The organism is Halomicronema sp. CCY15110, from assembly GCF_016888165.1.
GTDB lineage: Bacteria > Cyanobacteriota > Cyanobacteriia > Phormidesmidales > Phormidesmidaceae > Halomicronema.
In genome coordinates this window covers 18,231-42,026 of record NZ_JACSWC010000422.1, presented here as the reverse complement: position 1 = coordinate 42,026, position 23,796 = coordinate 18,231, and the positions used below count along the sequence as shown (strand labels likewise).

General features: G+C 54.2%; 20 protein-coding genes, 1 tRNA gene and 4 pseudogenes. 13 read left to right on the top strand and 12 right to left on the bottom strand.

The genetic code is table 11. The features are described from left to right. Nucleotides 1–45 precede the first annotated feature (45 nt). A tRNA-Ala gene (locus JUK32_RS22880) sits at nt 46–118 on the bottom strand. Nucleotides 119–246: 128 nt separating this feature from the next. On the opposite strand from JUK32_RS22880, the gene JUK32_RS22875 reads away from it, so the two are divergent. After that, nucleotides 247–1,320, top strand: coding sequence for a RuBisCO accumulation factor 1 (locus JUK32_RS22875; RefSeq protein ID WP_204141183.1), 1,074 nt, complete (start codon nt 247–249; stop codon nt 1,318–1,320). A 74-nt stretch (nt 1,321–1,394) separates the two neighbouring features. Then, nucleotides 1,395–1,628: a hypothetical protein gene (locus JUK32_RS22870; RefSeq protein ID WP_204141182.1), complete on the top strand. Its 234-nt coding sequence runs from the start codon at nt 1,395–1,397 to the stop codon at nt 1,626–1,628. Here the strand turns inward: JUK32_RS22870 and JUK32_RS22865 are convergent. The 4 genes from JUK32_RS22865 to JUK32_RS22850 all read right to left on the bottom strand — a co-directional run bounded on the left by JUK32_RS22865 (nt 1,625) and on the right by JUK32_RS22850 (nt 4,512). Then, entirely contained in the window at nt 1,625–1,828 is a 204-nt protein-coding gene (locus JUK32_RS22865) for a hypothetical protein (protein ID WP_204141181.1), read from the bottom strand. The two genes, JUK32_RS22870 and JUK32_RS22865, sit on opposite strands and share 4 nt — an antisense overlap. Nucleotides 1,829–2,260: 432 nt before the next feature. Next, nucleotides 2,261–3,337 (bottom strand): tRNA preQ1(34) S-adenosylmethionine ribosyltransferase-isomerase QueA, encoded by a 1,077-nt coding sequence (queA, locus tag JUK32_RS22860; protein WP_204141192.1) that lies wholly within the window; start codon nt 3,335–3,337, stop codon nt 2,261–2,263. A 352-nt stretch (nt 3,338–3,689) separates the two neighbouring features. Then, the gene (locus tag JUK32_RS22855) at nt 3,690–4,178 is read right to left on the bottom strand and encodes a GNAT family N-acetyltransferase (protein WP_204141180.1); all 489 of its coding nucleotides are present in this window, start codon (nt 4,176–4,178) and stop codon (nt 3,690–3,692) included. A gap of 190 nt (nt 4,179–4,368) precedes the next feature. After that, a complete protein-coding gene (locus JUK32_RS22850) occupies nt 4,369–4,512 on the bottom strand; it encodes a hypothetical protein (RefSeq protein WP_204141179.1) in 144 nt (47 codons plus the stop codon). A gap of 245 nt (nt 4,513–4,757) precedes the next feature. On the opposite strand from JUK32_RS22850, the pseudogene JUK32_RS28845 reads away from it, so the two are divergent. The 4 genes and pseudogenes from JUK32_RS28845 to JUK32_RS22835 all read left to right on the top strand — a co-directional run. Beyond that, nucleotides 4,758–6,089 (top strand): annotated as a pseudogene (locus JUK32_RS28845) (DEAD/DEAH box helicase); the annotation flags it as partial. A 219-nt stretch (nt 6,090–6,308) separates the two neighbouring features. After that, nucleotides 6,309–7,829 (top strand): annotated as a pseudogene (gene secA / locus JUK32_RS28840) (preprotein translocase subunit SecA); the annotation flags it as partial. Between the two features lie 21 nt (nt 7,830–7,850). After that, a complete protein-coding gene (locus tag JUK32_RS22840) occupies nt 7,851–8,027 on the top strand; it encodes a hypothetical protein (RefSeq protein ID WP_204141177.1) in 177 nt (58 codons plus the stop codon). A gap of 233 nt (nt 8,028–8,260) precedes the next feature. Next, nucleotides 8,261–8,497, top strand: a pseudogene (locus tag JUK32_RS22835) (winged helix-turn-helix transcriptional regulator); the annotation flags it as partial. Nucleotides 8,498–8,707: 210 nt separating this feature from the next. Here the strand turns inward: JUK32_RS22835 and JUK32_RS22830 are convergent. From JUK32_RS22830 to JUK32_RS22820, 3 genes are all read right to left on the bottom strand, one after another. Further along, entirely contained in the window at nt 8,708–9,790 is a 1,083-nt protein-coding gene (locus JUK32_RS22830; protein WP_204141175.1) for an alanine/ornithine racemase family PLP-dependent enzyme, read from the bottom strand. 19 nt (nt 9,791–9,809) lie between these two features. Further along, nucleotides 9,810–10,937 (bottom strand): DUF1611 domain-containing protein, encoded by a 1,128-nt coding sequence (locus JUK32_RS22825; RefSeq protein ID WP_204141174.1) that lies wholly within the window; start codon nt 10,935–10,937, stop codon nt 9,810–9,812. Between the two features lie 650 nt (nt 10,938–11,587). Continuing rightward, nucleotides 11,588–12,277: a DNA alkylation repair protein gene (locus JUK32_RS22820; protein WP_204141173.1), complete on the bottom strand. Its 690-nt coding sequence runs from the start codon at nt 12,275–12,277 to the stop codon at nt 11,588–11,590. 145 nt (nt 12,278–12,422) lie between these two features. On the opposite strand from JUK32_RS22820, the pseudogene JUK32_RS22815 reads away from it, so the two are divergent. Further along, nucleotides 12,423–12,674 (top strand): annotated as a pseudogene (locus JUK32_RS22815) (zinc-binding dehydrogenase); the annotation flags it as partial. Nucleotides 12,675–12,849: 175 nt separating this feature from the next. Further along, nucleotides 12,850–13,494 (top strand): MarC family protein, encoded by a 645-nt coding sequence (locus JUK32_RS22810; RefSeq protein WP_204141171.1) that lies wholly within the window; start codon nt 12,850–12,852, stop codon nt 13,492–13,494. Between the two features lie 32 nt (nt 13,495–13,526). On the opposite strand, the gene JUK32_RS22805 is transcribed toward JUK32_RS22810, so the two are convergent. The 3 genes from JUK32_RS22805 to JUK32_RS22795 all read right to left on the bottom strand — a co-directional run bounded on the left by JUK32_RS22805 (nt 13,527) and on the right by JUK32_RS22795 (nt 17,048). Then, nucleotides 13,527–15,035, bottom strand: a complete 1,509-nt coding sequence (locus JUK32_RS22805) for a UDP-N-acetylmuramoyl-L-alanyl-D-glutamate--2,6-diaminopimelate ligase (protein ID WP_204141170.1) — start codon at nt 15,033–15,035, stop codon at nt 13,527–13,529. 30 nt (nt 15,036–15,065) lie between these two features. Next, the gene (locus JUK32_RS22800; RefSeq protein ID WP_204141169.1) at nt 15,066–15,350 is read right to left on the bottom strand and encodes a glutaredoxin family protein; all 285 of its coding nucleotides are present in this window, start codon (nt 15,348–15,350) and stop codon (nt 15,066–15,068) included. Between the two features lie 138 nt (nt 15,351–15,488). Continuing rightward, a complete protein-coding gene (locus tag JUK32_RS22795) occupies nt 15,489–17,048 on the bottom strand; it encodes a glycosyltransferase family 39 protein (RefSeq protein WP_204141168.1) in 1,560 nt (519 codons plus the stop codon). Between the two features lie 376 nt (nt 17,049–17,424). Here JUK32_RS22795 and JUK32_RS22790 point away from each other — a divergent pair. After that, nucleotides 17,425–18,380, top strand: a protein-coding gene (locus tag JUK32_RS22790; protein WP_204141167.1) for an IS630 family transposase whose coding sequence is annotated in 2 segments (ribosomal slippage) — nt 17,425–17,758 and nt 17,758–18,380 — 957 coding nt in all. Because the reading frame shifts where the segments join, the coding sequence is not laid out codon by codon here. Between the two features lie 256 nt (nt 18,381–18,636). Beyond that, complete coding sequence (gene cysH / locus JUK32_RS22785) at nt 18,637–19,353, top strand: phosphoadenosine phosphosulfate reductase (protein ID WP_239112976.1); 717 nt, start codon at nt 18,637–18,639, stop codon at nt 19,351–19,353. Nucleotides 19,354–19,394: 41 nt separating this feature from the next. Here cysH and JUK32_RS22780 read toward each other — a convergent pair whose 3' ends face one another. Continuing rightward, complete coding sequence (locus JUK32_RS22780) at nt 19,395–19,868, bottom strand: hypothetical protein (RefSeq protein ID WP_204141165.1); 474 nt, start codon at nt 19,866–19,868, stop codon at nt 19,395–19,397. A gap of 207 nt (nt 19,869–20,075) precedes the next feature. Here JUK32_RS22780 and JUK32_RS22775 point away from each other — a divergent pair, with 207 nt between their 5' ends. From JUK32_RS22775 to JUK32_RS22765, 3 genes are read left to right on the top strand one after another with little or no spacing between them, the layout of a single operon-like run. Continuing rightward, entirely contained in the window at nt 20,076–21,149 is a 1,074-nt protein-coding gene (locus JUK32_RS22775; protein WP_204141164.1) for an ABC transporter ATP-binding protein, read from the top strand. Between the two features lie 36 nt (nt 21,150–21,185). Beyond that, nucleotides 21,186–21,995: an ABC transporter permease gene (locus tag JUK32_RS22770; RefSeq protein ID WP_204141191.1), complete on the top strand. Its 810-nt coding sequence runs from the start codon at nt 21,186–21,188 to the stop codon at nt 21,993–21,995. Nucleotides 21,996–22,047: 52 nt separating this feature from the next. Then, nucleotides 22,048–23,796 (top strand): Gldg family protein, encoded by a 1,749-nt coding sequence (locus tag JUK32_RS22765; RefSeq protein WP_204141163.1) that lies wholly within the window; start codon nt 22,048–22,050, stop codon nt 23,794–23,796.

The window sequence follows — 23,796 nt, the reverse complement described above, 5'->3', positions numbered from 1 at the left end:
AGCTAAAAATACCTGAAAACAGTGACTTTACTTTCTAAAACCTAATGGAGCTAAGCGGATTCGAACCGCTGACCCCTTGAATGCCATTCAAGTGCTCTACCAACTGAGCTATAGCCCCGCATAAATGCGACTATGATCATGCCCTGAGAGGGGCACCAGCGTCAAGCACTATAAAGAAATTAACGCTGATGAAGGAATGAACGCGCTAGAGTCAGAGAGACCGATCGCATCCCTTTGACTGTACCTATGGCCTCCTCTGATTCCGTGACCAACTCGCCTGTAGACATCGATCAACTGGTGACCCAACTCCGCCACAAAGCGGGGACTTGGGTGGAATGGGGAAAAGCCTGCCAGGCCCTCCAAAAATCAGGTCTGAGGCCGCAGGAAATCTTTGAACGGACTGGGTTTGAGCCGCCCCAGCAAAATCAGGTCATTGTGGGAGCACAGGTTTATGACTCGATCGTGGCTGCTGGGACGCCCGCCCCGGTGCTGGCTCATTTTGAGCAGCGGGGCAGCGATATTTTGTATGAGCTGCGCATCTTGACGCAGCGCGATCGCGCCCGCGCAGCGGAGCTCGCCCGCCAACAGGGGCTGGATGCCGACACGATTAAAGATGTGGCTAAGGCGCTGAAAGAATACGCCTATTTTAAAGAGCCGCCGTCCGGGTTTAGCGACACCGCTGGCGATGCCATCGCTTATACCTATTGGAAGCTGGCTCGACAACAGTCGGACTTAGCCGCGCGATCGCGCCTCATTGCCCAAGCCTTGAGATTTGCCACCAGTGAGATGGCCCGTCAACAGGTAGAGTCGTTGCTCACCGATTTGACGGTGGTGAAATCACGCCCGGTCCCTACGTTGCCCACCTACCGCCTCGAAACTGACTCAGAATTACCCTTAGTGGTGCCTTTGGCGGGGGTGCTCCCTCTGAGTACTGAAGACTTTCAAGCCGTTCCTGTGATCGAGCCAGAGGAACCTTTTGGGATCGTGAAAACCGCTGGCCCGGCGGCGTGGGTGCCCGTTCCGGGTTGGCAGGTTGTGTTACAAGCCGAAGACCCGGTGGGCATTTTGGCTAAGCCTAAGCATCTGCCGAATGTGCAAAATCCGGACAATCCGGAAACGGTACTGCTGGTGATCGATCGCGCTCAGCGTGACTGGGATGCAGATAGTTACTGCCTGACGGCACAAGGCGACACCGTCGCCGTCGAATGGCTACCGGAACCCAGCGATCGCCAACTGCTGGGTAAACTTCTCGTCGTCATGCGGCCCAAACGCATTCTCGACGAAAACTACACCCGCGAACTCATGCAGTTTGACGACTAGAGCACGGCGACACCCAGGCTCCCACGCCTCACCGCCACCCCCCTACCCAGCCACTCAATCACCCCCTTCCTTCCATGCCCCTCGAACGTCGCCTTTCCCGCGCCATGTTTCTCGAAAACGAAGTTGTCGAACTCCGGCAACTGTGCCTTACGTCTGGTCGCATGTTTGAACCGGGTAAGTATCTTGCGGGCGAGCTCCCTGACACCGCTTTTGAAATGGGATTAGTCGATAAACTTCCCCCAGTGCGGGGCCGGAGCGAAGAGATTGGCGACCCGCCGAGCGATCGCCATCGCCATGATGACGCTTAGACTCCCATAATCATCGCCAGGGTGAATAAGATGCCCAGTAAGCTGGCAACCAACCAACTTGTCCCCCTTAGCCCCACATCGCGGCTTAAGTCTCTTGTGTAGCCACAGTAGAGACACTCAAAAATATCGCTTTCACTGTTTAAGCGCACCAACTCTTTGTGTTCACAGCGCGGGCATTCAAAGCCAGTCTCTGTCGTCATGGCAACCTCCCAAACGCGCTTGGCAATCGGCATCAGGATAGAACGGGCGAATCTGCTGTCTGCCCCTGGCCCTCAGCCAGTTACCTGGGATGGGCAATGCTGCGTCAGCGCATGGGACAGCCGGGGCACATCCTCGGAGACTAAACGGTATTCCTCCATCGCCTGACGGTGGCGGCACCGCTGGGGAGCTTCCCCGGTTCCTGATAGTTCTATTATCGCTGCGCTATCGACCGCCTTACCCGTTTCATGTCGAAGTGTTGAGGCCGAGCCAGGGAAGTTGGGAAAACCGACCACCTGGCCCCCGCATTTAGGGACTTGCGCGTAAAAAAGATCCCCATGAACCGAGTTTCGACTCCGCTCAACTCTCGATACTGCTAGGTTGAGCGAAGTCGAAACCGGATTGAACGGGTACTTTATTTAGTTGCAGATCCCTTAGCCCCGCGCCTCGGGCAAAATCAGCATGGCGTCACCAAAAGAATAGAAACGATAGTCCTGGCGTACGGCTTCCGCATAGAGATCGAGCAGGCGTGGACGACCGATCATGGCGCTGACCAGCATCATCAGACTGGACTCTGGTAGGTGAAAGTTGGTCATCAGGCCATCCAGTACTTGCCACTGATAACCGGGATAGATAAACAGGTTGGTTTTGCCTTGGAAGGGCTCCAACTCGCCGGTTTGAGCTGCGCCTTCTAGGGCGCGGGTGACCGTGGTGCCAACGGCAATGATGCGCCCCCCCTGCGCTTTGGTTTGGCGAATTTTCTCCACCGTGGCGGTGGGCACGTCTAGCCATTCCGCGTGCATGGTGTGATCGGTGATGGTGGCTGCTTCGACGGGGCGAAAGGTGCCGACACCCACGTGCAGGGTAATAAAGGTGCGATCGATCCCCCGTTCCTCTAGCTGGGCAAACAGCTCGGGGGTGAAGTGCAGTCCCGCTGTGGGGGCGGCGACGGCTCCCAGCTTCTCGGCGTAGATGGTTTGGTAGCGATCGTCGGGGGCGGTGGACTCGGTGATGTAGGGGGGCAAGGGCATTTTGCCAAGGCGATCGCACACCTCGTAAAACGACTCGCCACCAGGAATTGTAAATTTGAGAATTCGGCCATTCGTTTCTGGATCGGAGGCGACGACATCCGCCATCAGCGTCGGCTGATCCAGATTTTCGCCAAAGTGGATTTGCGCCCCTGGCTTGAGGCGTTTCCCCGGCTTGACCAAGGCGAGCCATTCCAGCGACGCCCGCTCTTCCAGCAGTAAGATTTCCACCGCTGCGCCCCCCACTTTTCGCCCAAATAAACGAGCGGGTAGCACCTTGGTGTCGTTGAGGACGAGCAAATCTCCCGGCTGGAGCAGCGCGGGGAGATCGTAGACATGACGATGCTCGTGGTCATGAGCTGAGGTAATGGTCAACAAACGGGCATGATCCCGAGGCTCGACGGGGTTTTGCGCGATGCGATCGGGCGGCAGTTCGTAATCGTAGGCCGAGAGTTGGAAGTCGGGGTTATCAGGCATACCCATGGATGAAGGCACTAACGTAAGAGGGCAAGCAAGGCTCTTAACGCCAGATCTGTGAGGATTAAAGCGTCAAAACCGATACTTTGCCTCTATGATGCCGAATCGTGTGGCAGTCCTCAAGCTGCCTGTCAGTGCCAATAAAGCTCGGGAATGAGCACGGCATAAGTTGGGATAGCCGTCTCGGCGGTTCCAAGGCAGACAAGCTGCCTGCCCTAAACAGTTAGGGATATTATTTTGCCTCATTACATAAGTCTTCCTAGAAGCGTCTAAGCATCTGACCGTCAGCAATATTGTGGGGATAGACGAGCGCCGCGCCCGCCATCATCCCCCTATCTCCACGATCGCACGTTTCGTCTTACTCCACTTCGGCCCATTGTTCGCGTGCCCCCACTTCCACCGTCGATAAGCTGGGCACGGGTTCGATTTCTCGATGGAAGAGCACCATGGTCGTGGTCTGATTGGCTTCGAACCCAATGCGTTCGTAAAAGTTCTGCTGGTTGGTTGTCATCAGGTAGACCCGCTCAATGCGGCTCATGAGGGGATGGCTGAGCACGGTTTGTACCACTTTGCGACCGAGCCCGGCCCCCTGGTAGTCGGGGTGAATCACCACATCCCAGATGGTGGCACGAAAGATACCGTCCGACGTGGCCCGTGAGAAGCCGATCAGGCGCTCATGATCCCACACGGTGACGACGGGATGACTGTGAGCGATCGCGATCGCCATCTCCTCGGCGGTGCGATCTCTGGCCCAAAACGCCGCGTCCTGAAAGAGCGCGATAAGCTGCTGCAATTGAGCAGCGTCGAGAGTGTCGGTATACCGAAATTGAATGTGACTACAGTCCATAGGTGATGAGTAAATATTTAAGAATGACACGATGCGAAACTCCAGCAATTACGGCACTGGCAATGAGAAATAGTGAAGGAGTCGAAAGCTTGCGGTGCTCTGGTGAGCGGTCAGGATTAGAGGGGCTCGGAGGTGACTAGCCCGGTGTTCGGCAATCATCCCCTTGCCTCAAACGTGAAAGCGTCCAGAGTCATCGTCGCCCGCCGGCCTGGCGTTGCGATCGCATTCTGGCCTGGGTGTGGGTCACTCGGTTTACTCCAGTTAGGTGCCATCGCCGCCACACCAGCCATTGCTGCGGCGCACTGTCCGTACCCTGGAGGACATTTAAGGTCATAAACGAATTAATCCCTTGAAGGCCAAAAAGTTTTCTGTGAACATATTTTAAGCACAGAGTTTTCCAAATGGGCATGAAGGCTTGGCGAAAAAGTCACCGTTTCCTCATCCCGAAACTCAAGTGGTAGGATCAACTAAATTGTAAATAGAAAGGATTGCACTTAATCAGGTGCGGCGATCGCCCCTTGTGCAGTGCAGATATTTTCGTTTTACTAAAGATTCTGTCAACTCATCGTCTCCGGACATATGCTCAAAGCTCTGCTTGGTGATCCAAACGCTCGTAAACTCAAGCGCTACAAGCCCGACGTAGTGGAAATCAACTTGCTGGAAGAAGAAATCCAGCCGCTGTCAGATGAAGATTTGGCCGCCAAGACCGGGGAATTTAGGCAGCGCCTAGACCAGGGCGAATCCCTCGACGATATCCTCACCGAAGCCTTTGCCGTCGTCCGTGAAGCGTCACGTCGCGTCTTAGGCATGCGCCACTTTGATGTGCAGCTTATCGGCGGCATGGTGCTCCACGAAGGCCAAATCGCCGAGATGAAAACGGGTGAAGGGAAAACCCTGGTGGCAACTCTGCCCAGTTATCTGAACGCGCTCACCGGCAAAGGTGCCCATGTCGTCACTGTGAACGATTATTTGGCCCGGCGTGACGCTGAGTGGATGGGCCAAGTTCACCGCTTCTTGGGCTTAGACGTGGGCTTGATTCAGCAGGGAATGAGTCCCGCTGAGCGCCAGAAGAACTACGGCTGCGACATCACCTACGGCACCAACAGCGAGTTCGGTTTTGACTACCTGCGCGACAACATGGCCACGTCCATTGAGGATGTCGTGCAGCGTCCTTTCAATTTCTGCGTGATCGACGAAGTTGACTCGATTCTGATTGATGAAGCCCGGACGCCGCTGATCATCTCAGGTCAAGTCGAGCGTCCCAGCGAGAAGTACACCAAAGCCGCCGAGGTCGCTAGCCAGCTCAATGGTGATGATCACTACGAGGTCGATGAAAAGGCTCGTAATGTCCTACTGACTGACGAAGGCTTTATTCTGGCAGAAGATCTGTTGGGCGTTCAGGATCTGTTCGATCCCAAAGATCCCTGGGCGCACTACATGTTTAACGCCATTAAAGGTAAGGAACTGTTTGTCAAAGACGTTAACTACATCGTGCGCAATGACGAAGTGGTGATTGTGGACGAGTTTACCGGGCGCGTGATGCCGGGGCGGCGCTGGAGTGACGGCTTGCATCAGGCGATCGAAGCGAAAGAGCATGTCGATATTCAGCCCGAGACCCAAACCTTAGCCAGCATTACCTATCAGAACTTCTTTTTGCTGTATCCCAAGCTTTCGGGCATGACCGGTACCGCGAAAACCGAAGAGGCTGAGTTCGAAAAGATTTACGAGCTGGAAGTCACCGTCATTGACACTAACAAGCCGTCGCGGCGGCAAGATTTGGCCGACGTAGTTTACAAAACTGAATCTGGCGATCCCCAAAGGATTGCTAGCGAATGTCTTGAGCAGGTGCAAGCTCAGAAACCCATTTTGATCCGCAGCAGTGACTTAGAAAAGGTGCGGCGGATTAAGCAAATTTTGGATTCGAGTTTAGGCGAAGATTTCTCTCGTATTGCCGAAACTTTTGCTACACAAGCTGAACTATTTGGTTGGGCTAAAAAGCCTGGCAACGTGACGTTAACCGCTAGTAGTGATGTTGAAATTCTGATCCAGAGCAATATCAAGGATATTTATTCCATCGGCATTCAAGGCAAGTGGTTGCAAATTGCTAAAGAATGTAAGGAAATGCATGAGAAAAATCGGCCTGTGCTTGTCGGCACTACCAGTGTTGAAAAGTCCGAGCTACTGTCGAGTTTACTAGCGCAAATTGGGGTCGCCCACAACTTGCTGAATGCGAAACCCGAAAATGTGGAGCGGGAAGCCGAAATTGTCGCCCAGGCGGGACGCGGCGGGGCAGTGACGATCGCCACCAACATGGCCGGTCGGGGTACAGACATTATTCTCGGCGGTAATGCCGACTACATGGCGCGGCTGAAAGTGCGGGAATACCTCATGCCCCGCATTGTGAAACCCGAAGACGATGAAGAACTGATGGTTTCTGTGCCGGGTACCGCGAAAGCGCGCAACAAGGCCCAGGGCTTTGGCGATGGCAAAAAGAAGGTCAAAACCTGGAAAGCCTCCCCGGATATCTTCCCCACTGAGCTGTCCTCAGAGACCGAAAACTTTTTGAAAGAGACTGTCGATCTGGCGGTCGAAACCTATGGTGATCGCAGTTTGCCAGAGCTAGTAGCGGAAGATAAAGTTGCGATCGCGGCAGAAAAAGCCCCGACCGAAGACCCCGTTCTACAAAAGCTGCGGGAAGCCTACAACCGGGTGCTGGCAGAGTACGAAGCCTACACCGATGCCGAACATGAAAAGGTGATTGAGGCGGGCGGTCTACACGTCATTGGCACTGAGCGTCACGAATCGCGCCGGGTCGATAACCAACTGCGAGGGCGGGCGGGCCGCCAGGGTGACCCCGGTTCCACCCGCTTCTTCCTCAGCTTGGAAGATAACCTACTGCGGATTTTTGGCGGCGATCGCGTCGCGGGCCTGATGAACATGTTCCGCGTAGAAGAAGACATGCCCATCGAATCCGGTATGTTGACCCGTTCCTTAGAAGGGGCGCAGAAAAAAGTTGAGACTTACTACTACGACATCCGGAAGCAGGTCTTTGAATACGACGAAGTGATGAATAACCAGCGGCGGGCCATCTACGCCGAGCGGCGGCGAGTGCTGGAGGGGCAAGACCTCAAGGAACTCGTGATCACCTACGCGGTGCGGACAATGGATGACATTGTGAACGCCTACATCAACCCGGAACTGCCCCCCGAAGAATGGAAGCTGTCGGAGATGGTCGACAAGGTGAAGGAATTTGTCTATCTCTTAGCTGACCTGGAACCTAGCCAGCTCGAAGACCTGTCCTTCGGGGAAATCAAGACCTTCTTGCACGAACAAGTGCGGACGGCTTACGACATGAAGGAAGCGCAAGTGGATCAGGCAAAACCGGGGCTCATGCGCGAAGCCGAGCGGTTCTTCATCTTGCAGCAGATTGACACCCTCTGGCGTGAGCACCTGCAGCAAATGGATGCCCTGCGGGAAACTGTGGGCTTGCGCGGCTATGGCCAGAAAGATCCGCTGATTGAGTACAAGAGCGAGGGCTACGAAGTCTTTCTCGATATGATGACGGGCATTCGCCGCAACGTGGTTTACACCATGTTCCAGTTCCAGCCGCAGACTAAGCCCCAGGTCAAAACTTCCCAGGAAGTTAGCTAATCTGGGCTGGAGGTTCCCCGCATGAACCGGATATTGGTCATCGCCGCTGTGATCGGTAGCATCATGCTGGGCGGATGGTTGGCCTATGTGACTACGCCGCGCCCCGTGCGATCGTTCATCCCTGATCCGCAACCCCTCAGCCGTTGGCATGCCAGCGCCATTGGGGCGCTTGTGGTCAATCGCGAGGTGGGACGGTAATGTCTATGGGCCAAGCGGCGGCTGTCCTGCCAGGAGAAAATGGATACTCTTCGCGGGCATTTACAATAGAGCTGTTGTGAATTAGCCTTCAAAATCCTTATAACCGTCATATGGAAAGGATTTCAGTGATTCTCGCCAAGAATCCTTGAAGCCCTTTCCGTGCAATCATTTCAGCGATTTGCTTCGTTATTTCGCAACAAGTCTAATGAAAAGGATTTTTACGAGGGAATTTTCCTCGGCATTTGAAAGATGGCCCCGTCCGCTTTAACGACTTAGCTTGACAGTTGGATGGCGCGAGTAAAGAGATGGTGACTCAACGCCTCTGCGAAATGGAGAAAGCGGGTTTGGTGAAGCGGGAAGTTGTGAGCGATCGCCCCATTGCCGTGACCTATGAGCTCACCGACTTTGGGCGATCGGCCTTGGCTTTTCTGGAAAACCTCAAAGACTGGGTGGAAAGTCATGAAATTTAGCCCGTGGCTGAGACGTGTGCAACCTCTACAGGACTGAAGAATCATTATCCTGAACCCGTCAACCTAATCGTCCACATAGAGGGGGCAGGCAGACAGATTTCTACCTAGCACTTCCGAATCTATTGATGAGACTGCAAGATTTCTCCCGATATGCCTTCCCGATATGCTTATATATGGGAGTTATGTGGAACGCATCTTTCTAATCAATGGTTAGGCAGCGGTATGACTATTGCCGATAAATTGTTTTGCAATGAAAGGAGACGTCATGGCTGAGAGCAGTCCACCATAATCCAAGTTGAACTTTACCTCACTGCCGATCTCACAATTATAGTTGTTGCTATCAAGGACAACATGATCGCTGCTAGATCCTAGTATTTCCAAATTATTATTAGGTTTTAAGCCAGATACTAAAATATCCTGCCTTCCCAGAGCAATAATCACCCGGCGACGAATGCCGCGATCGATGAACGTAGGCACACTACCAAAAGCATTCTGACAAATCTCTCCAAAAGGTAAAGAAGGCTTTTCCTTTGATTCGATCACTTCAGCAATTAGCCTGAAAGCGCTGGTGTGCAAGCCTGGAATGGCTTTCCGATTAACGGTTTCACATCCCAAAAGAATCGCTTCACCCAACCGTAGATTGTTGATTCTTCCGATCGGTTGCGCGGATTCAGACCATTCATAATTAGCAGAATTGCCGCCCGAAATGATCTCTAATTTAATCTGAAACTCTTTTTCGATCGCATCAGCCAACTCACATAACTGATGCATATTGTGCTTGTCGGGCTTGACGCCACCATAACAAGCTAAATTACAGCCAATCCCAATGATTTTAATATTAGGTAAGTCAATCGTTTTTTTAATGAATTGGGGAAGATCACGAGGTAGTACGCCCTCTCGCAAATCGCCTAGCTCGACCATGACAATAATCTGGTGAAGCGTATTGTGTAACTTAGCAAAGTTGGAAAGCTCTCTCACCGTCGCAAGTTCCGTATTGAGACTGATATCCACATTTTTGACCACCGCTTCTGCCTGACTTAACGCCGTACGGAGAAGCACAAACTGAGTTGAAATTCCGGCATTTCTCATTTTTTGGATATTTTCAATGCGGGAGTCGGCAATGAATTTTACGCCACCTTGAATCATTGCCTTAGCGATCGCTGGATCTCCTAAAGTTGCTTTAGAAACGCCCATCAAGGAAATTCCTTTTGGCTCATAAAATTCAGATAGAGTCCGAGCATTATGCCGTATCTGAGATAGCGTGATTTCTATTCTGGGCATTAACGCTTTCATTTATATTTGTTCCAGCACTTTATGCCGATCGCACTGCCAATAGAGGCATTTTTTCTAAACGTCTTCGCGTAATCTTTTGATGCAACTCTGGAAAGCGATCGCTCAAAGCTCGCACAAGTTTTTGACAGCCGTAGTTCAAGACATCGGTCGTCGGCAAACCAAAACGGTCTTCATAATCGTCGATGATATTCGAAAGCTCTTTGCCTGACAGGTCTTCATGATTGAGCGCGATCGCAATTACCTGAGATTGCGAGATGGCTTCAATCAGTTGGATTTCTTCCTCAATTGTAGGCATCACTAAATCAGGAAAGTCACAACGAAATTTCCGAGCAGGCGGATGCTGCAAGATAATCCCATCAGGAACACTTCCTTTCAAAATACCAATCGAACTCATAAAGGCAGGATGGCTGACCGCACTTTGTCCCTCGACTAAAATGACGTCAGGATCTTCGTGCTCAAACGCCTGAACAACTGCATTTTCTAATTCACCGATCGCAAATTGGGAAATCAGAGCATCCATCGATGCACCGTACTTCGCCCCCTGCATTAAGCTGGTCTGCCCTGTCGCGATCATGATCGATTTCAGCCCTAATTTGTTTAAGGCTTTGTTGAGTTCCACTGCGGTAGTCATTTTGCCACAGGCACAATCGGTGCCTAGCATCGCAATCACCGGAACATTTACTTTGGATATTTGACCGGTAAAGACATGGGAATCTTTTAATGTTGGCGGTTTCCTAATGTCTTTGATTTGGATATTGTATCTGGCAGCCATATAGGCAAATTCTTCATCTTCGGAGAAGAATTGATGCAGACCATTGATGATATCCATTCCTTTTTCCATCGCTTCTAGGATCAGAAATCTTTCTTCTATCGAGATGTAGGTGTCTAGGGGGGCTTTGCCATAGATGTAACAATCCGGAATCTCTGCAAGATTGTTCAAGGCTTCATCTAAGGTGGCAAAAATAGGAATATTATTTTTCTTGTCGCCTAATGCTTCTCCCGCATCTTGACCGGCTAGCGAACTATCAATCACCCCAACTAGAGCATAGATTTCAGAATGTCTAACGAGTCCTGCGGCAGTTTTTCCATCCACCAATCCAAATTCTTTCTCACAGTAAACTAGAGCTGTTTTTTGGGCGATTTTCATTCAATCAATTCCTTCAATTTATATCTGAGGATTCTAAAAAACATCAAGAACTTCTCTGCAAAGGTGAAGTTCTCTAAGATTCAAACTTTATTGATAGGCAGCAGCTAGGCTTCAAACCACCTAATTTGAAACCCAAAATTTATTTGTTTTTACTTAAAAGATGTGCAGTGAAAGCTGAGCAGTTTAGAAACTATTTGTTGCTTCAAGACTGCATCTGATCATTTGATTTTGAAAATTCATTAAGTCCTTGTTGGGCAAGGATTTGCTAAGACAAAGCCCTTCCCAATTTACTATTAGACTGAAAAACTTGTCCCGCAAGGGTTTCAGTTAGAAAGACAGTAAACTAGCGGACTTTATTCTGAAGAGACAGATCTTTTTAAAAGCCTAAGTGATGTCGAGTCTGTGGCGAAAACTTCAAGTCCTAGTCGAGTTTTGCCTTAAACCTAGGCCGCCTAACTGTAACACACATTACCATTTTGCATTGAGCCGCCGAACCAAGGGGCTGAACGGGAACGAAACAGAATTTGTCTGTGGCGTTTCTAAAGATGATCTCCGTCCGGTTAGCGAGATCGTTAGGGTATGACCATACCCGTTGCAAAATGCGATCAGCGATCGCTGTTCTCCAACCAGAATCTCGATAGCGATGCTGATTAATTGTTTGGCGGATGCTTTTTTAACCATTTCAAGGCTTCTCGTTGGCTGAGGGGGGCTAGTTCGACCGTGGAGACAAAGGTGTGGACGGCATCAGGTGCCGTTTTGGAGTATTCGCGCAAGGCCCAGCCGATCGCCTTCTGGATGAAAAACTCAGAGGATTGGCGATTTTCAGCAGCGATCGCAAATAATAACTCGGCATCCGTCTCGGACTTGTAGCCTAGCTGGAACAGAATGGTTGTGCGGCGGAGCCAGATATTAGCCGATTGTCGCCACGGGGTGAGGGTGCGATCGCGCCGGTCTGGATATTGGCGCAGCAGCTGGCCCACCTGATGACTGGCGATCGCGTCCACCGTATCCCACCAAGATTTGGTGGTAATCAACCATTCCAGTAAGGGCAAAAAGTCTGGGGTCAGCCGCTTTTGAGACTTGTCTAACAGCGTCAGGGCCAAGTACTGATATTCTCGCTCGGGCCAATCCCACAAAGTTCGCACGATGGGGGCGAGCTGATCTAACTCTGGCAATCCGTGTTCAGCCTTAAGTTGCCTAAATAGCGCCTGAGCCTGCGGACGCTTGATGCCCAAAAATTCAAACTGATTCCGCATGTACTGCTGCATCGGGAGCGCCTGTTCTGCATTAGCACGTTGACCGTAGAGCTGCTGAATGGCGGCAAGATAAGGGTTCACCATTGGCGTCTGAAGTGTGGCAACGACATTTCCTTGACGGCAGCATACCTCAAGTTAGAACGCTTGGTTGATAGGACTTTTCCTTGGGGAGAACACTTGATGAATGCCAACTCAGCCGGAACCAGGATAGTTGTGAATGACCCAGGTCGTTTTCGGAGCGATCGCTGGCCCGCTAGTGGAGCTCGATTTGCGCACGCTGTATTTGAAAGACTTGAGTTTCTTTGGCTGCACGGTGCTGGAGCCGGAAGTGTTTCCGAATCTGATCAAGCACATAGAAGCGCAGCAGATTCGCCCGCTGGTGGCCCAGGTCTTTCCCCTAGAGGCGATTGTGGCGGCCCAAAAAATCTTTCTGACCAAGCAGCACATTGGCAAAATTGTGCTCCAGGTGGCTAACTCTTAACCGAGCATCCGGTGCTGATGCACTGCACTGCTCGCACGGGCCGCACCTCGCCTTTTGGGTTGTGCGGCTGGGGCATGGCCGTGGCAACTGGCGCGTTGGCTGCACGGCACAGTTTGTCCAACCCGTGCGGGATATACTGCGGCTGTTCTGCTGGAGCCATAGGGGCAAATTTTAGATGGATCAAAGCCTGTCGCAATTTATTATCACAGCCTTCGTCATGCTGATCGTGGTGGTCAATCCCGTTGCGGTGGCCCCGGTCTTCGTTTCGCTGACCAGTGGCATGAGACTGAGCGAACGGCGGCGCATCTTGAATCGATCGCTGATCATTGCGTTTTCTGTGACCTTATTCTTTTTGTTTGCCGGACGGCTGCTGCTCTCTTATCTCGGCGTGACGACCCATGCCTTTGCTGTTAGCGGGGGCATGCTGTTATTTCTCCTGGCGTTGCCGACGCTGTTTGGGGAGCGATCGTCCATCCAATCCCCGGAAAAGGGCGATTCCAGCAATTCCGGGGAAGACGTAGCGGTGTTTCCGATGGCGCTGCCGCTGTTGGCTGGCCCCGGCACCCTGGCGACGGTGCTGGTGTTGGCGACTCAGGCAGGCAGTGACATGCTGCGTATTGCTTTATTAGCGATCGTGATGGGTATCACTTACCTGATTTCGTGGCCGATTCTGTATGCTAGCGATCGCCTCATCACGCTGTTGGGAGAAAGCAAGGTCAGCATTCTCACTCGCGTGTTGGGCATCATTTTGGCGGCGCTGGCGGTGCAGTATGTGTTCAATGGCATCACGGGCTACTACGACGCGCTGGTCAGCCGTTGAGCCTCAACCTCTAGCCGCTCTGATGATCCCGCTCAAGCGCTCAGGGCGGCGCGGGCTTGTTCGCGATCGTCGAAGTGGATTTTTTCGGTGCCAAGGATTTGGTAATCTTCGTGGCCTTTGCCCGCAATGAGGACGCAGTCGCCGGGTTGGGCTTGGGCAATGGCGGCCTGAATGGCGGCCGCGCGATCGCACACCACCTGTTCGTCCGGCAATTGGGCGGGAATGCCTTCGAGAATGTCATGGAGGATGCGCTGGGGATCTTCCGTGCGGGGATTATCGGAGGTGACGATCGCCACATCGGCCAAGTCGTAGGCGATTTTGCCCATTTGCGGGCGCTTGGTGCGATCGCGATCGCCGCCACAGCCAAATACGCAAATCAACCGACCGGTCACAAACGGGCGGGCGGCGGTCAGGGCATTTTGCAAACTATCCGGCGTGTGGGCATAGTCCACAATCACGCTCACGGACTGGTCGGGCCTGATCACCACGCGCTCCATGCGGCCGGGTACCCCACCAAACTGAGGCAAACATGCCCCCACCTGCTCCAACGTGATGCTCAGGTGCAGCGCCGCGCCGACCGCCGCCAGCATATTTGACAGATTGAATTGCCCCACCAGCGGCAGACTGAAGGGAATGGTGCCCTGGGGCGTGTGCAACTGTCCCTGCACGCCGTTGGCTCCATAGGTCAGCGCTGACGTGTACAAATCCGCCTGGGAATTTTCGACGCTGTAGCTCCAGGCGCGATCGCCCAACCGTTCGACCAGGTTCTGACCATAGGGATCGTCCCAATTCACGATCGCCCGTCCCCGCAAATAATCCTCGCTAAACAGCAGGGCCTTCGCCTCAAAATAAGCGTCCATCGTCTCGTGATAGTCGAGATGGTCTTGGGTCAGGTTGGTAAACACCGCCACCTCAAAGGAACAGCCCCACACCCGCCGTTGGTGTAGCGCATGGGAACTCACTTCCATCACCAACGCCTGACAGCCCGCATCGCGAGCGGCGGCCAGATCCGCCTGCAAATCCACCGCAAAGGGGGTGGTGTGCAGGGCGACGGTATCGTGACCCGGCCAGCGGGCATAGAGGGTGCCGAGCAACCCCGTGGCGCGATCGCCCTGCTGGAGCAACGCTTCAATTAGGTGGGTGGTTGTGGTTTTGCCATTGGTGCCCGTGACGCCCACCAGTTGCATGGCTTGCCCCGGCGCGTCGTAAAAGGCCACTGCCGCCTCCGCACACACCAGCGCCAGATCGGTGAATGGCAGCACCAGAGCAGCGGGATGGTGCGCCTCGGGGGGTCGGTTTTTAGCCGCTTGGGGAGACACGAAGGCCGCGATCGCCCCCGCTGCGATCGCCCCTGGCCAAAAGTCGCCGCCATCCACCCGTGTGCCCGGCATCCCGATAAATAGATCCCCCGGTTGGCAGGCTTGGGAGTTGGTACACAAGCGCTTGATCGGCTGCGAGAGGGCCGGATGATCGGGGGATGGAGCCACTGCGGGAACCATGCCCACTTTTGCCAACTGCGCTAGCAAGCCCTGCAAATCCATGTCAGCAACCTCTCACAAAAATGATTGCGCTTATTTTGCCTTATTCGGTTCCAAATATGTCTGTAACATTTGCTCCACTCGCGCGATCGGGGCGCGGGGGGAGAGTCGGGGCAGCGCTGCTTCCCGTTGTCCCGCTGGGGTTTCCACCACTCGGCACAACACCGGAATTTCGTATTGATAGCGCTGAAACCAATCGTCTTGGGTCGTGATATCGCGAATCTCTAGGTCAAAGTCGAGGTGAGACAACGTCGCCAATTTTTCCTCTAGCCCTTCGCACAGGTGGCAGCCCGGTTTGCTGTAGAGCACTAACTTCACCCTGCTTCTCCCGTCCAAAAACTGTCAGTGGTCAATTCATTTACTATGACAGGTCACGCTCCAGTCCGGCGATCAGGGCCGCGATCGCTCGGTCTCATCCCAATGGAGTTGCAGAATGTTCCAGCTCCCTGTTCGGCGTTAGGGCGTGGCCGAAGCCGACTGATAAAGGCAGGTTAAGGTGTTGGACGTTTTGAGCACATCCAAGGGTTCACTTTGAAAATGAGCATTTAGAACTGTGATCAACTCGTCTGGGGCGGGTGTCGATTCATTCTGAAGCACAAAGAAGAGCCAGAGTCGCGGGGCATTGGCAAAGGGCTGCAACAGTTCCGCGAAATAGTCGACGTTGACATTCTCGGCGGCAGGCAGACGAGCGTCACTCAGCACCTGCTGATCGGACTGAAAGCCAAGAATCTGAGCATAGTACTGAAAGGGTCGCCGGCCCCGCGATTCCACAAACACCACATCCGTTTCCTGCCAGTGGGTGTGGATGTGTTGCACCGCCGGGCGGATGGCGAAGGAATGGAACAAGGGGGTCGAATCGGTTTGAAACGCCTGGGTCGTCGTTCGCCAAGTCACCGGCACCAGCAGGATTAGAATCAGCAGCCAGCCCCATGCTGGCCCCCACCAGCGCGGCTGTCGCAGGGGCCAGGCAATGCCTTCGGCAATTAGTAAGTAGCCCAAGGGGGCCAGAAACAAAATCAACCGATCGCGAAAGGGATATTGCTGCAAATATCCGGCGAGTAATGTGGTGCCAATCGGCAGCAGCAGCAGGATTAAGGTGCGACGCTGGTAGCGGTAAAGCCAGACGCCACCAGTGAGACAAGCGATCGCGGCAAAGCCCTCGGGAATCCCCAAAAAACCCAGGGGACGGTAGAAAAACCGCCCCAAGGCATCCACCAGCCACCAAACATCAAACACAGAACTGGGAAACCGGCTTTCAAAGACCGCCTCTAGTTCCCCCGTTTCCAACGTATTTTGAATGACGCCAAAGTAAAGTCCCAAAAAGCTCACCAGCCAGACCCCGTAGACTGGCAACCGATTCTGGAATTGCGGCCAGCGGCGAGACCGTGGAGTGTAGATGGCAGTGGCAACCGCCGTCGCTGCCAGCATAAAAACGCTGGGGTAAGACAGCCATATGGCCGCCGCCCCTAGCAGACTGAAACTGACCTGCTGACGACGGGAAAAGGGGCGATCGCACCGGGGCATCAGGAGCAGAAATATCGCCAGGGCGATCGCCAGATCACTGGCATAGGGCTTCACCTCCGCCGCAAAGTAGAGAACGTAGCCCATGGTGGCGAATAGAGCCATGGCCAGGGGCCGGGCCAGGGGAGAGGCATACCGCTGCAAGAGTTGGTAGAAGAGCCCGAGGGAGAGCAAACTGGCCGTTAGGGGCAACAGCCGTAACGCATATTCACTGGGGCCTAGAATCTGAGTGACGGCCTTTTGTACCCATAAAAATAAAGGGGGTGCTGCCTGGCCGTAATCAAGCTGCTGCAACAGCTCCCCATAGCTGCGATTGAGAATATTCAGGGTCACTGCCGCTTCGTCATGCCAGAGCGAGCGGTTAGTGCTGTAATACCCTAGACGCAACACTACGCCATAGACCAAAGCTCCCCAGGTCAGGAGTTGGTACGGCCAGGGAGTTAACCACCGCGAAGATACTACAGAGTTTGTAGACGAATACGATTCGGTGGTCATGTTTGAACAGTGGGGACGGCATCTCTTCGTTATACCAAAGCCCAGAGCGTCGCTCTCGCTTGGGCTGTCCCGAATATGAATTTAGGTCTGGCCTGTTTCGCATTCAGCGGTTTGCCAGGTCATGCCCGTCGAGGAGCAAGCTTCCTCTCAAGGGCGCAGGCTTTGCGTCCCTACCGGTTGGGTGCTTTTTCTTAGCGGGTTCCAAGTAAAAAGTTATCCAACCGAGACTCCTCCCGTTGGTCGGCATGACACGACCGATCATTTTGAGTGCCACGCAGCGGAGTCGCAACATCTGACATGACGAGGAACGATTATAGCCTTATCCAGGCTAGTGAGGTACACTTAATACTTATTAAAGTCACGCTGAGATATCGTGATGAAAGCCTATTCCATCGAGTTTCGTCGAAAAATCATCAAAGCTCATGAAGATGAATCAGTTTCGCAACGAAAGTTGGCACGACGATTTGGTATCGCCCCGAGCTTTGTTCAGAAGTTGTTGAAGCAATATCGAGAAACCGATTCCTTAGCACCCAAAATACGGACGCAGCAAACACCCTCAAAGCTGACGACAGAACATCTGGCGGTGCTTCGACGGTTGGTAGAAGCCCAAAATGATGCGACGTTGGACGAACTGCGCGCCCAACTCGCGGCGGCAACTGACATCTGGGTCAGTTGTTCAACCATTGACCGAGCCCTCAAGAAGCTAGATCTGACATTAAAAAAAAGACGTTCCATGCCGATGAGAAAGAAAGTGAGCGTGTCCAGCTAAAACGAGTAGAGTTCTGGCAACTGGTGCGAGGCATTTTAGCCAAACACCTCATCTTCATCGATGAATCGGGGGTCAATCTAGCATTAACTCGGCTACAGGCTCGTGCCCCTAAAGGGCAACGAGCCCACGGCAAGCGTCCTCAGAAACGAGGACAGAATGTTTCCATTGTCGGAGCCCTCAGCTTAACTGGCTTATTGACCAGTGTCAGTATCATGGGGGCCTTTGATGGCTTGACTTTTGAGGCTTTTATCTCTCAGCGACTAGTGCCTAAATTATGGCCAGGAGCTTGTGTGATTATGGATAACTGCTCCATTCATTTAGGTAAAGAGATTGAGGACATGATTCATCAGGCTGGAGCCTCGCTCATTTATCTGCCACCTTACTCACCCGAGTTCTCTCCGATTGAGAATTTCTGGTCAAAGGTCAAGTCGATACTACGGTCACTCGAAGCAAGAACGTATCCCGACTTAGCAAAAGCCTTGGAAAAGGCATTCGAGGAAGTTTCTTTGAAAGATATTGAAAACTGGTTCACAAATTGCTGTTACTGTACCTCACTAGAGTGAGAAACGCTGTATGTTTGGGGACTCCTCTTAGAAACTCCCGCAGCTGTCGCGCAGCATTCACGAGCCCAGAGAGGCACGGTCTCAGCAAATTCTTATCAAATTGAGAATGGGCCTGTGGCAAAGGCTGAGGGCACGGCAAAATCGGAATCCCCGAAATCCCGACCGGATTATGTGTGTTTATCTGCACGGGCACGGTGTATAACTGAATTTGGCACTGTCGATACGCAACACAGGTAACGAACTTATGGTTCAGTGCATGACTTCCACCGCCGCGATCGCGGACTCCCTTGATCTCGCCGCGCTCAATCAGCAATTTGAAACGGCGACGCCCCAAGCGATCTTGCGCTGGGCGATTCGCACCTTTCCTACCGGGCTCGCCCAGACGAGTTCCTTCAGCATTCCGGTCACCATCCACATGCTGTATGCAGAGTTGTCTCCCCCCGTCCGGGTGCCGGTGATCTTCCTCGATACCCTGCATCATTTTGAGGAAACCCTGGCGACCGCCGAGCGCGCCCGTCAGCGGTATGACCTGGATTTACACGTTTACCAAGCCGCCGGGGCGACGACCCGGCAAGGGTTTGCCAACCGCTATGGCGACGCATTGTGGCAGCGAGACATTGACCAGTTTCACTACTTGACGAAGGTGGAACCCCTGCAGCGGGCGCTGCAAGCGGTGGACGTGCAGGCTTGGGTGACGGGTCGCCGTCGTGACCAGTCCACGACCCGTCAGGCGCTGCCCATTTTGGAACCGGACAGCGACGGGCGATTGAAAATTAATCCCCTGGCCAATTGGACGCGCAAAGAACTGTGGGGCTATGTGTTCCAGCAGGATGTCATCTACAATCCGCTGCACGATCGCGGTTATGCCAGCATCGGTGACGAGCCGCTCACGACCCCAGTGCAACCGGGAGAAGATGAGCGCGCTGGTCGTTGGCGTGGGTCTCAGAAAACGGAATGTGGCATCCACCGGTAGCCCGGTTAGCGGTTGAATTGGCCCCAGCAAGGCGGGGTGCCTCAACTTTTCTCAAAGCGGCGTTTGAGCGTCCGAATATTGCTGACGCGGCTGATAAAAATGGCTGACTGGCTACGCTGCTGCACAAAAATATCCCCCGCGAAAAATCGACTGGCCTTGGGTTTTTGGTAGCGATCGACGGAGCCTTCGGTCGTGTCCAGGGCGTACCCCATGCTCGCCATCACATCGCTGAGCTGCTGGCGAAATTTCTTTTTGCTGGTGAAGGGAATTTCCAGCGTGGTGGAGCGATTGAAGAGAATGCCGACCAGCCCGAAGAGCACACCACCTACTAACCCTATTTCCTCCGGCAGCGTGGTCATCAGGCCGACCCCAAATAAACGGGCGACAAACAGCCAGGTAATCACGCCCGCAGTCGCAAAATAGTAAAGAAACGTGAAGCTGGTGCCGGGGCCAATGGGCAACTCATCGTCTAAGCTCAGGTCTGCCGAATTTTGGGGATCAGAGGGTTGGGTCATGGGGTCTTTGAAAGTCGCAAATCAGACTTTATGATCTTCTGGTGTTTATTGGCGAGGGGGCAGCCATCAACTTGCCGCCGATGAGCGCTAGAGTGTTAGTCTTTGCTGACAAATCAGCGGGTTCGGGAACGGCGATCTCGATCGCTCGTCGGTCAGTCTGTTCCGGATTCACCCCCTCGAATGTAAAGGAGAACGGTCGTTACGCCCATGATTGAAGTTGATCATCTTCATAAAGTGTATGGCTCAACCGTGGCCTTGAACGATGTGTCTTTTGCGGTGGAACCGGGGGAAATTTTAGGATTTCTCGGGCCGAATGGTGCGGGCAAAACTACCACCATGCGAATTTTGACCGGCTATTTGCCCGCCACCAGCGGCACGGCCAAAGTCGCCGAGTACGACGTTCATGCGGATTCGATGGCGGTGCGCCAGCGCATCGGCTATTTGCCCGAACGGCCCCCGCTCTACCTCGACATGACGGTGGAGGCGTTTTTGCATTTCGTCGCCCGCATCAAGGGGGTGTCTGCTGGCGATCGCCCCGCTCAGGTCACCTACGCCATCCAGCGCTGCGGTTTGGAAGAAAAACACGCCGTCATCATTCGCAAGCTGTCGAAAGGGTTTCGGCAGCGGGTGGGCATTGCCCAAGCGATCGTCCACGATCCGCCCGTGATTGTGCTCGATGAGCCGACCTCGGGCCTCGATCCGCGCCAAAACAACGAAGTGCGGCAGCTCATTCGCAGCCTGGCGGGCGACCACACGATCATCTTGTCCACTCACATTCTGCCGGAGGTGAATGCCACCTGTAATCGCGTGGCCATCATCAATCGCGGGCAATTAGTGGCGGCGGGTAAGCTCGATACCTTGATGGCACAGCTCACGGGGGCCGTGAGCTACGACCTGGAGGTGCGCGGCGGCTTAGAGGATATCCACCACACCCTGCGGGCCGTCCCCGGAGTCGCCGCCGTTGAGTCGGTGGGGCAACTCCCGGATCATGAGTCGCGATATCGGTTTCAACTCAAGGCGGGCGATACCGACCCCGGCGAGGCGATCGCGGCGGCGATCGTCCAAGCCGGATTCGGACTGTACGAGCTGCGGCGACACCAGGCCAGTCTGGAAGATGTCTTCCTCAATTTGACGACGGAAGAACCGACCGAGGACATGGCCAAGGCTGCGGTCACGGAACTGGCAAATGACGCCGATGCCGCCAGCCCTGCTGTGATGCCTGAAGGGGCCAGCGCTGCGGATAACACAGACGATCCAGTCCCCCCAGAAACGGACAGCTAACCATTGCAGGTGTGAGTGAAGAAGGCTATGACCGCGTTGCGAACTGTGTTGGGAAATGTGCTGGCGATTTATCGTCGGGAGCTGCAAAGTTATTTGGCCTCGCCCCTGGCCTATGTGATTGCCGCGATCTTTTGGCTGTTGGGGGGCTTTTTCCTGGTGGTGATTTTGTTCAGTCCAGAGGGCTTGCTGGCCCAGGTGGCCCGCCGCGATCAGGTGTTGCAAATGGGGATGACGCTGCCGCCGCTGGATGTCGCCTACGAATTTTTGCAGGGCTATTTTGGGGTGATCGGCTCGCTCTCGATGTTTGTGCTGCCCATTCTCTCGATGGGGCTCTACACCGAGGAGCGCAAACAGGGGACGTTGGAACTGCTCGCGACCTCGCCGGTGATGAACTGGGTCGTGGCGCTAGGCAAGTTGCTGGCGGTCGTCACGTTTTACATCGGCATGGTGTTGCCGCTGATGCTGTGTGTGGCGATCGCCCTCGGCACCGCCGAACCCGCCGTCTCGCCCAACCTCCTACTGGTCGGTAATTTGGGACTCATTTTGCTGGCCGCCAGTGTGTTGTCCCTCGGCATGTTTCTTTCATCCCTCACCAGCAGCACCGTGGTCGCCGCCATCCTGACCTTTGCCCTGGTGATTTTCTTGTGGATTGTGGATGCGTTGGCGCGGGCCGTGCCCGGTTGGTTGGGCGACGCGCTCAATCATTTATCGATGCTGCAACATTTCAACGGCTTTACCCAAGGCATTTTGGATACCAGTAGCGTGGTGTTGTTTGTGTCTTACGGTCTGTTGGGGCTATTCCTCACGGCGCAATCCATTGAAGCGCTCCGGTTTCAGCGTAATTAGTGCCCGCGGGCCAGTCCCTTAGAGTAATCATCACGACGACAGCATAGACAGTATGAAACGGTTGGCATTTTCTGCAAAATGGCTGAAATTTCTCACCTGGCCGGGGTTAGCCTGCGCCACGGCGGGGCTCGTGGCGGGCAGTTTGTCCGGCTGGCCACTGCTGCCCACGGCACTGATGATTTTTGGCATCGGTTTATTGCTATTGGGCCTCAGCTTTACGGGACAGACGGCTGGAGCCTTTTGGCAACAGCGATCGACCCAAAGCGGCACCAATGCGGTGGTCGCCACGATCGCGGTGCTGGTCATCCTGGGATTAATCAATTTCCTGGCGGTGCAAAATGTCGGCCGCTACGACCTGACAGAAACTCGACTCTTTACCCTGGCCCCTGCGACCCAGCAGGTGGTGCAGAGCTTAGAAGAACCCGTGCGCGTGGTGGTGTTTGACTCGGTGCAAAATTCCCAGGACGTGCAACTGCTCGAAAGCTATCGCCAAGAGAGTGACAACTTTGAGTTTGAATACGTCGATCCCTTTGCCAATCCGCGACTGGCAGAAGCGTTTGGGGCCACTCAACCGGGCATGGTGTTTTTGGAAGCGCGGGGCGATCGCCGCTTTTTGCAAACTATTGGCACCACGGCGGATGCGCAGGCTCTCGGCACCGCTCAACCCCTGTCAGAACAAGACCTGACGAATGCCCTGGCACAGCTCAGCAGCGATCTGACCCTGACTGTCTATTTTGCGCAGGGCCACGGCGAGCCTGCCATCAACGGTGAGGCGGCGGGGTTGTTAGAGGCGGTGCAAGGACTCACCGACCAAAATTATCAGGTTGAACCCCTGAACCTGGCGGAAGCGGCAACCGTTCCCCCGGACGCCAATGTCGTCGTGGTTGCTGGGCCGACCCAAGACTTCTTTCCGGCGGAGGTGGCAGCGCTGGAGACCTATCTCAACGAGGGCGGGGGCGTTCTGTTAATGCTTGACCCGCGGCTGGATGGCGGCCTGAATGCACTCTTGGATGACTGGGGGGTGATTTTGGACGATCGCCTCGTGTTGGATACGTCGGGGGCGGGGCAATTTGTCGGGTTAGGCCCCGCTGCGCCGATTGTGACTACCTACGGCGACCACCCCATTACCGGAGACTTTGGCGAGGGGCGATCGTTTTTTCCCTTGGCGCGTCCGGTCGATGGGCGTGAACTACCCGATACGGAAACGTCACCGCTGCTGCTGACCAATCCCCAGAGCCGCGCCGAAGCCATTACCGACGAGGGTGACCTCACCTTTGACCCCAATGCGCCGCCAGAAGGCCCGTTTGTCTTGGGGCTGGCCCTAAGTCGCGAGGCAGTGGAGAGTCCCGAGGACGTGTCTGATGCCGATGAGGCCGCCGCAGCAGAAAATACCGAAGACGAGGAGTTGTCTGACGAGGACGTGACGGCTGATGCAGAGACTGGTACCGCTGACGCTGATGCTGATCAGACTGATTTCGCCGCAGACGATACGGCGGCCCTCACCGATCCGAATGCTGAGGAAAATCAGGCGGAGGAATCGCGATTGGTGGTGATTGGCAATTCCACCTTTGCGGCAGATGGCTCATTTAACCAACAGTTGAATGGCGATGTGTTTCTGAATTCGGTGAATTGGTTAGGTCAGGAAGCCGACGCCACCTTGTCGATTCGGCCCAAGGCGACGACCGATCGCCGCTTGCAAATGACGGGACAGCAAGCCTGGGGGTTAGGCATTTTTTCGCTGCTGGTGCTGCCCTTAACGGGCATTGCCCTGGCAATTTTGATGGCGTTGCGGAGACGGTAG

Coding starts and splice junctions, on each gene's coding strand:
- JUK32_RS22805 (WP_204141170.1), bottom strand. CDS start 15,035: ATGGATTTGCAGGGCTTGCTAGCGCAGTTGGCAAAAGTGGGCATGGTT.
- cysH (WP_239112976.1), top strand. CDS start 18,637: ATGACTTCCACCGCCGCGATCGCGGACTCCCTTGATCTCGCCGCGCTC.
- JUK32_RS22765 (WP_204141163.1), top strand. CDS start 22,048: ATGAAACGGTTGGCATTTTCTGCAAAATGGCTGAAATTTCTCACCTGG.
- JUK32_RS22810 (WP_204141171.1), top strand. CDS start 12,850: ATGGATCAAAGCCTGTCGCAATTTATTATCACAGCCTTCGTCATGCTG.
- JUK32_RS22795 (WP_204141168.1), bottom strand. CDS start 17,048: ATGACCACCGAATCGTATTCGTCTACAAACTCTGTAGTATCTTCGCGG.
- JUK32_RS22850 (WP_204141179.1), bottom strand. CDS start 4,512: ATGACCTTAAATGTCCTCCAGGGTACGGACAGTGCGCCGCAGCAATGG.
- JUK32_RS22855 (WP_204141180.1), bottom strand. CDS start 4,178: ATGGACTGTAGTCACATTCAATTTCGGTATACCGACACTCTCGACGCT.
- queA (WP_204141192.1), bottom strand. CDS start 3,337: ATGGGTATGCCTGATAACCCCGACTTCCAACTCTCGGCCTACGATTAC.
- JUK32_RS22865 (WP_204141181.1), bottom strand. CDS start 1,828: ATGACGACAGAGACTGGCTTTGAATGCCCGCGCTGTGAACACAAAGAG.
- JUK32_RS22830 (WP_204141175.1), bottom strand. CDS start 9,790: ATGAAAGCGTTAATGCCCAGAATAGAAATCACGCTATCTCAGATACGG.
- JUK32_RS22820 (WP_204141173.1), bottom strand. CDS start 12,277: ATGGTGAACCCTTATCTTGCCGCCATTCAGCAGCTCTACGGTCAACGT.
- JUK32_RS22780 (WP_204141165.1), bottom strand. CDS start 19,868: ATGACCCAACCCTCTGATCCCCAAAATTCGGCAGACCTGAGCTTAGAC.
- JUK32_RS22875 (WP_204141183.1), top strand. CDS start 247: ATGGCCTCCTCTGATTCCGTGACCAACTCGCCTGTAGACATCGATCAA.
- JUK32_RS22825 (WP_204141174.1), bottom strand. CDS start 10,937: ATGAAAATCGCCCAAAAAACAGCTCTAGTTTACTGTGAGAAAGAATTT.
- JUK32_RS22775 (WP_204141164.1), top strand. CDS start 20,076: ATGATTGAAGTTGATCATCTTCATAAAGTGTATGGCTCAACCGTGGCC.
- JUK32_RS22870 (WP_204141182.1), top strand. CDS start 1,395: ATGCCCCTCGAACGTCGCCTTTCCCGCGCCATGTTTCTCGAAAACGAA.
- JUK32_RS22840 (WP_204141177.1), top strand. CDS start 7,851: ATGAACCGGATATTGGTCATCGCCGCTGTGATCGGTAGCATCATGCTG.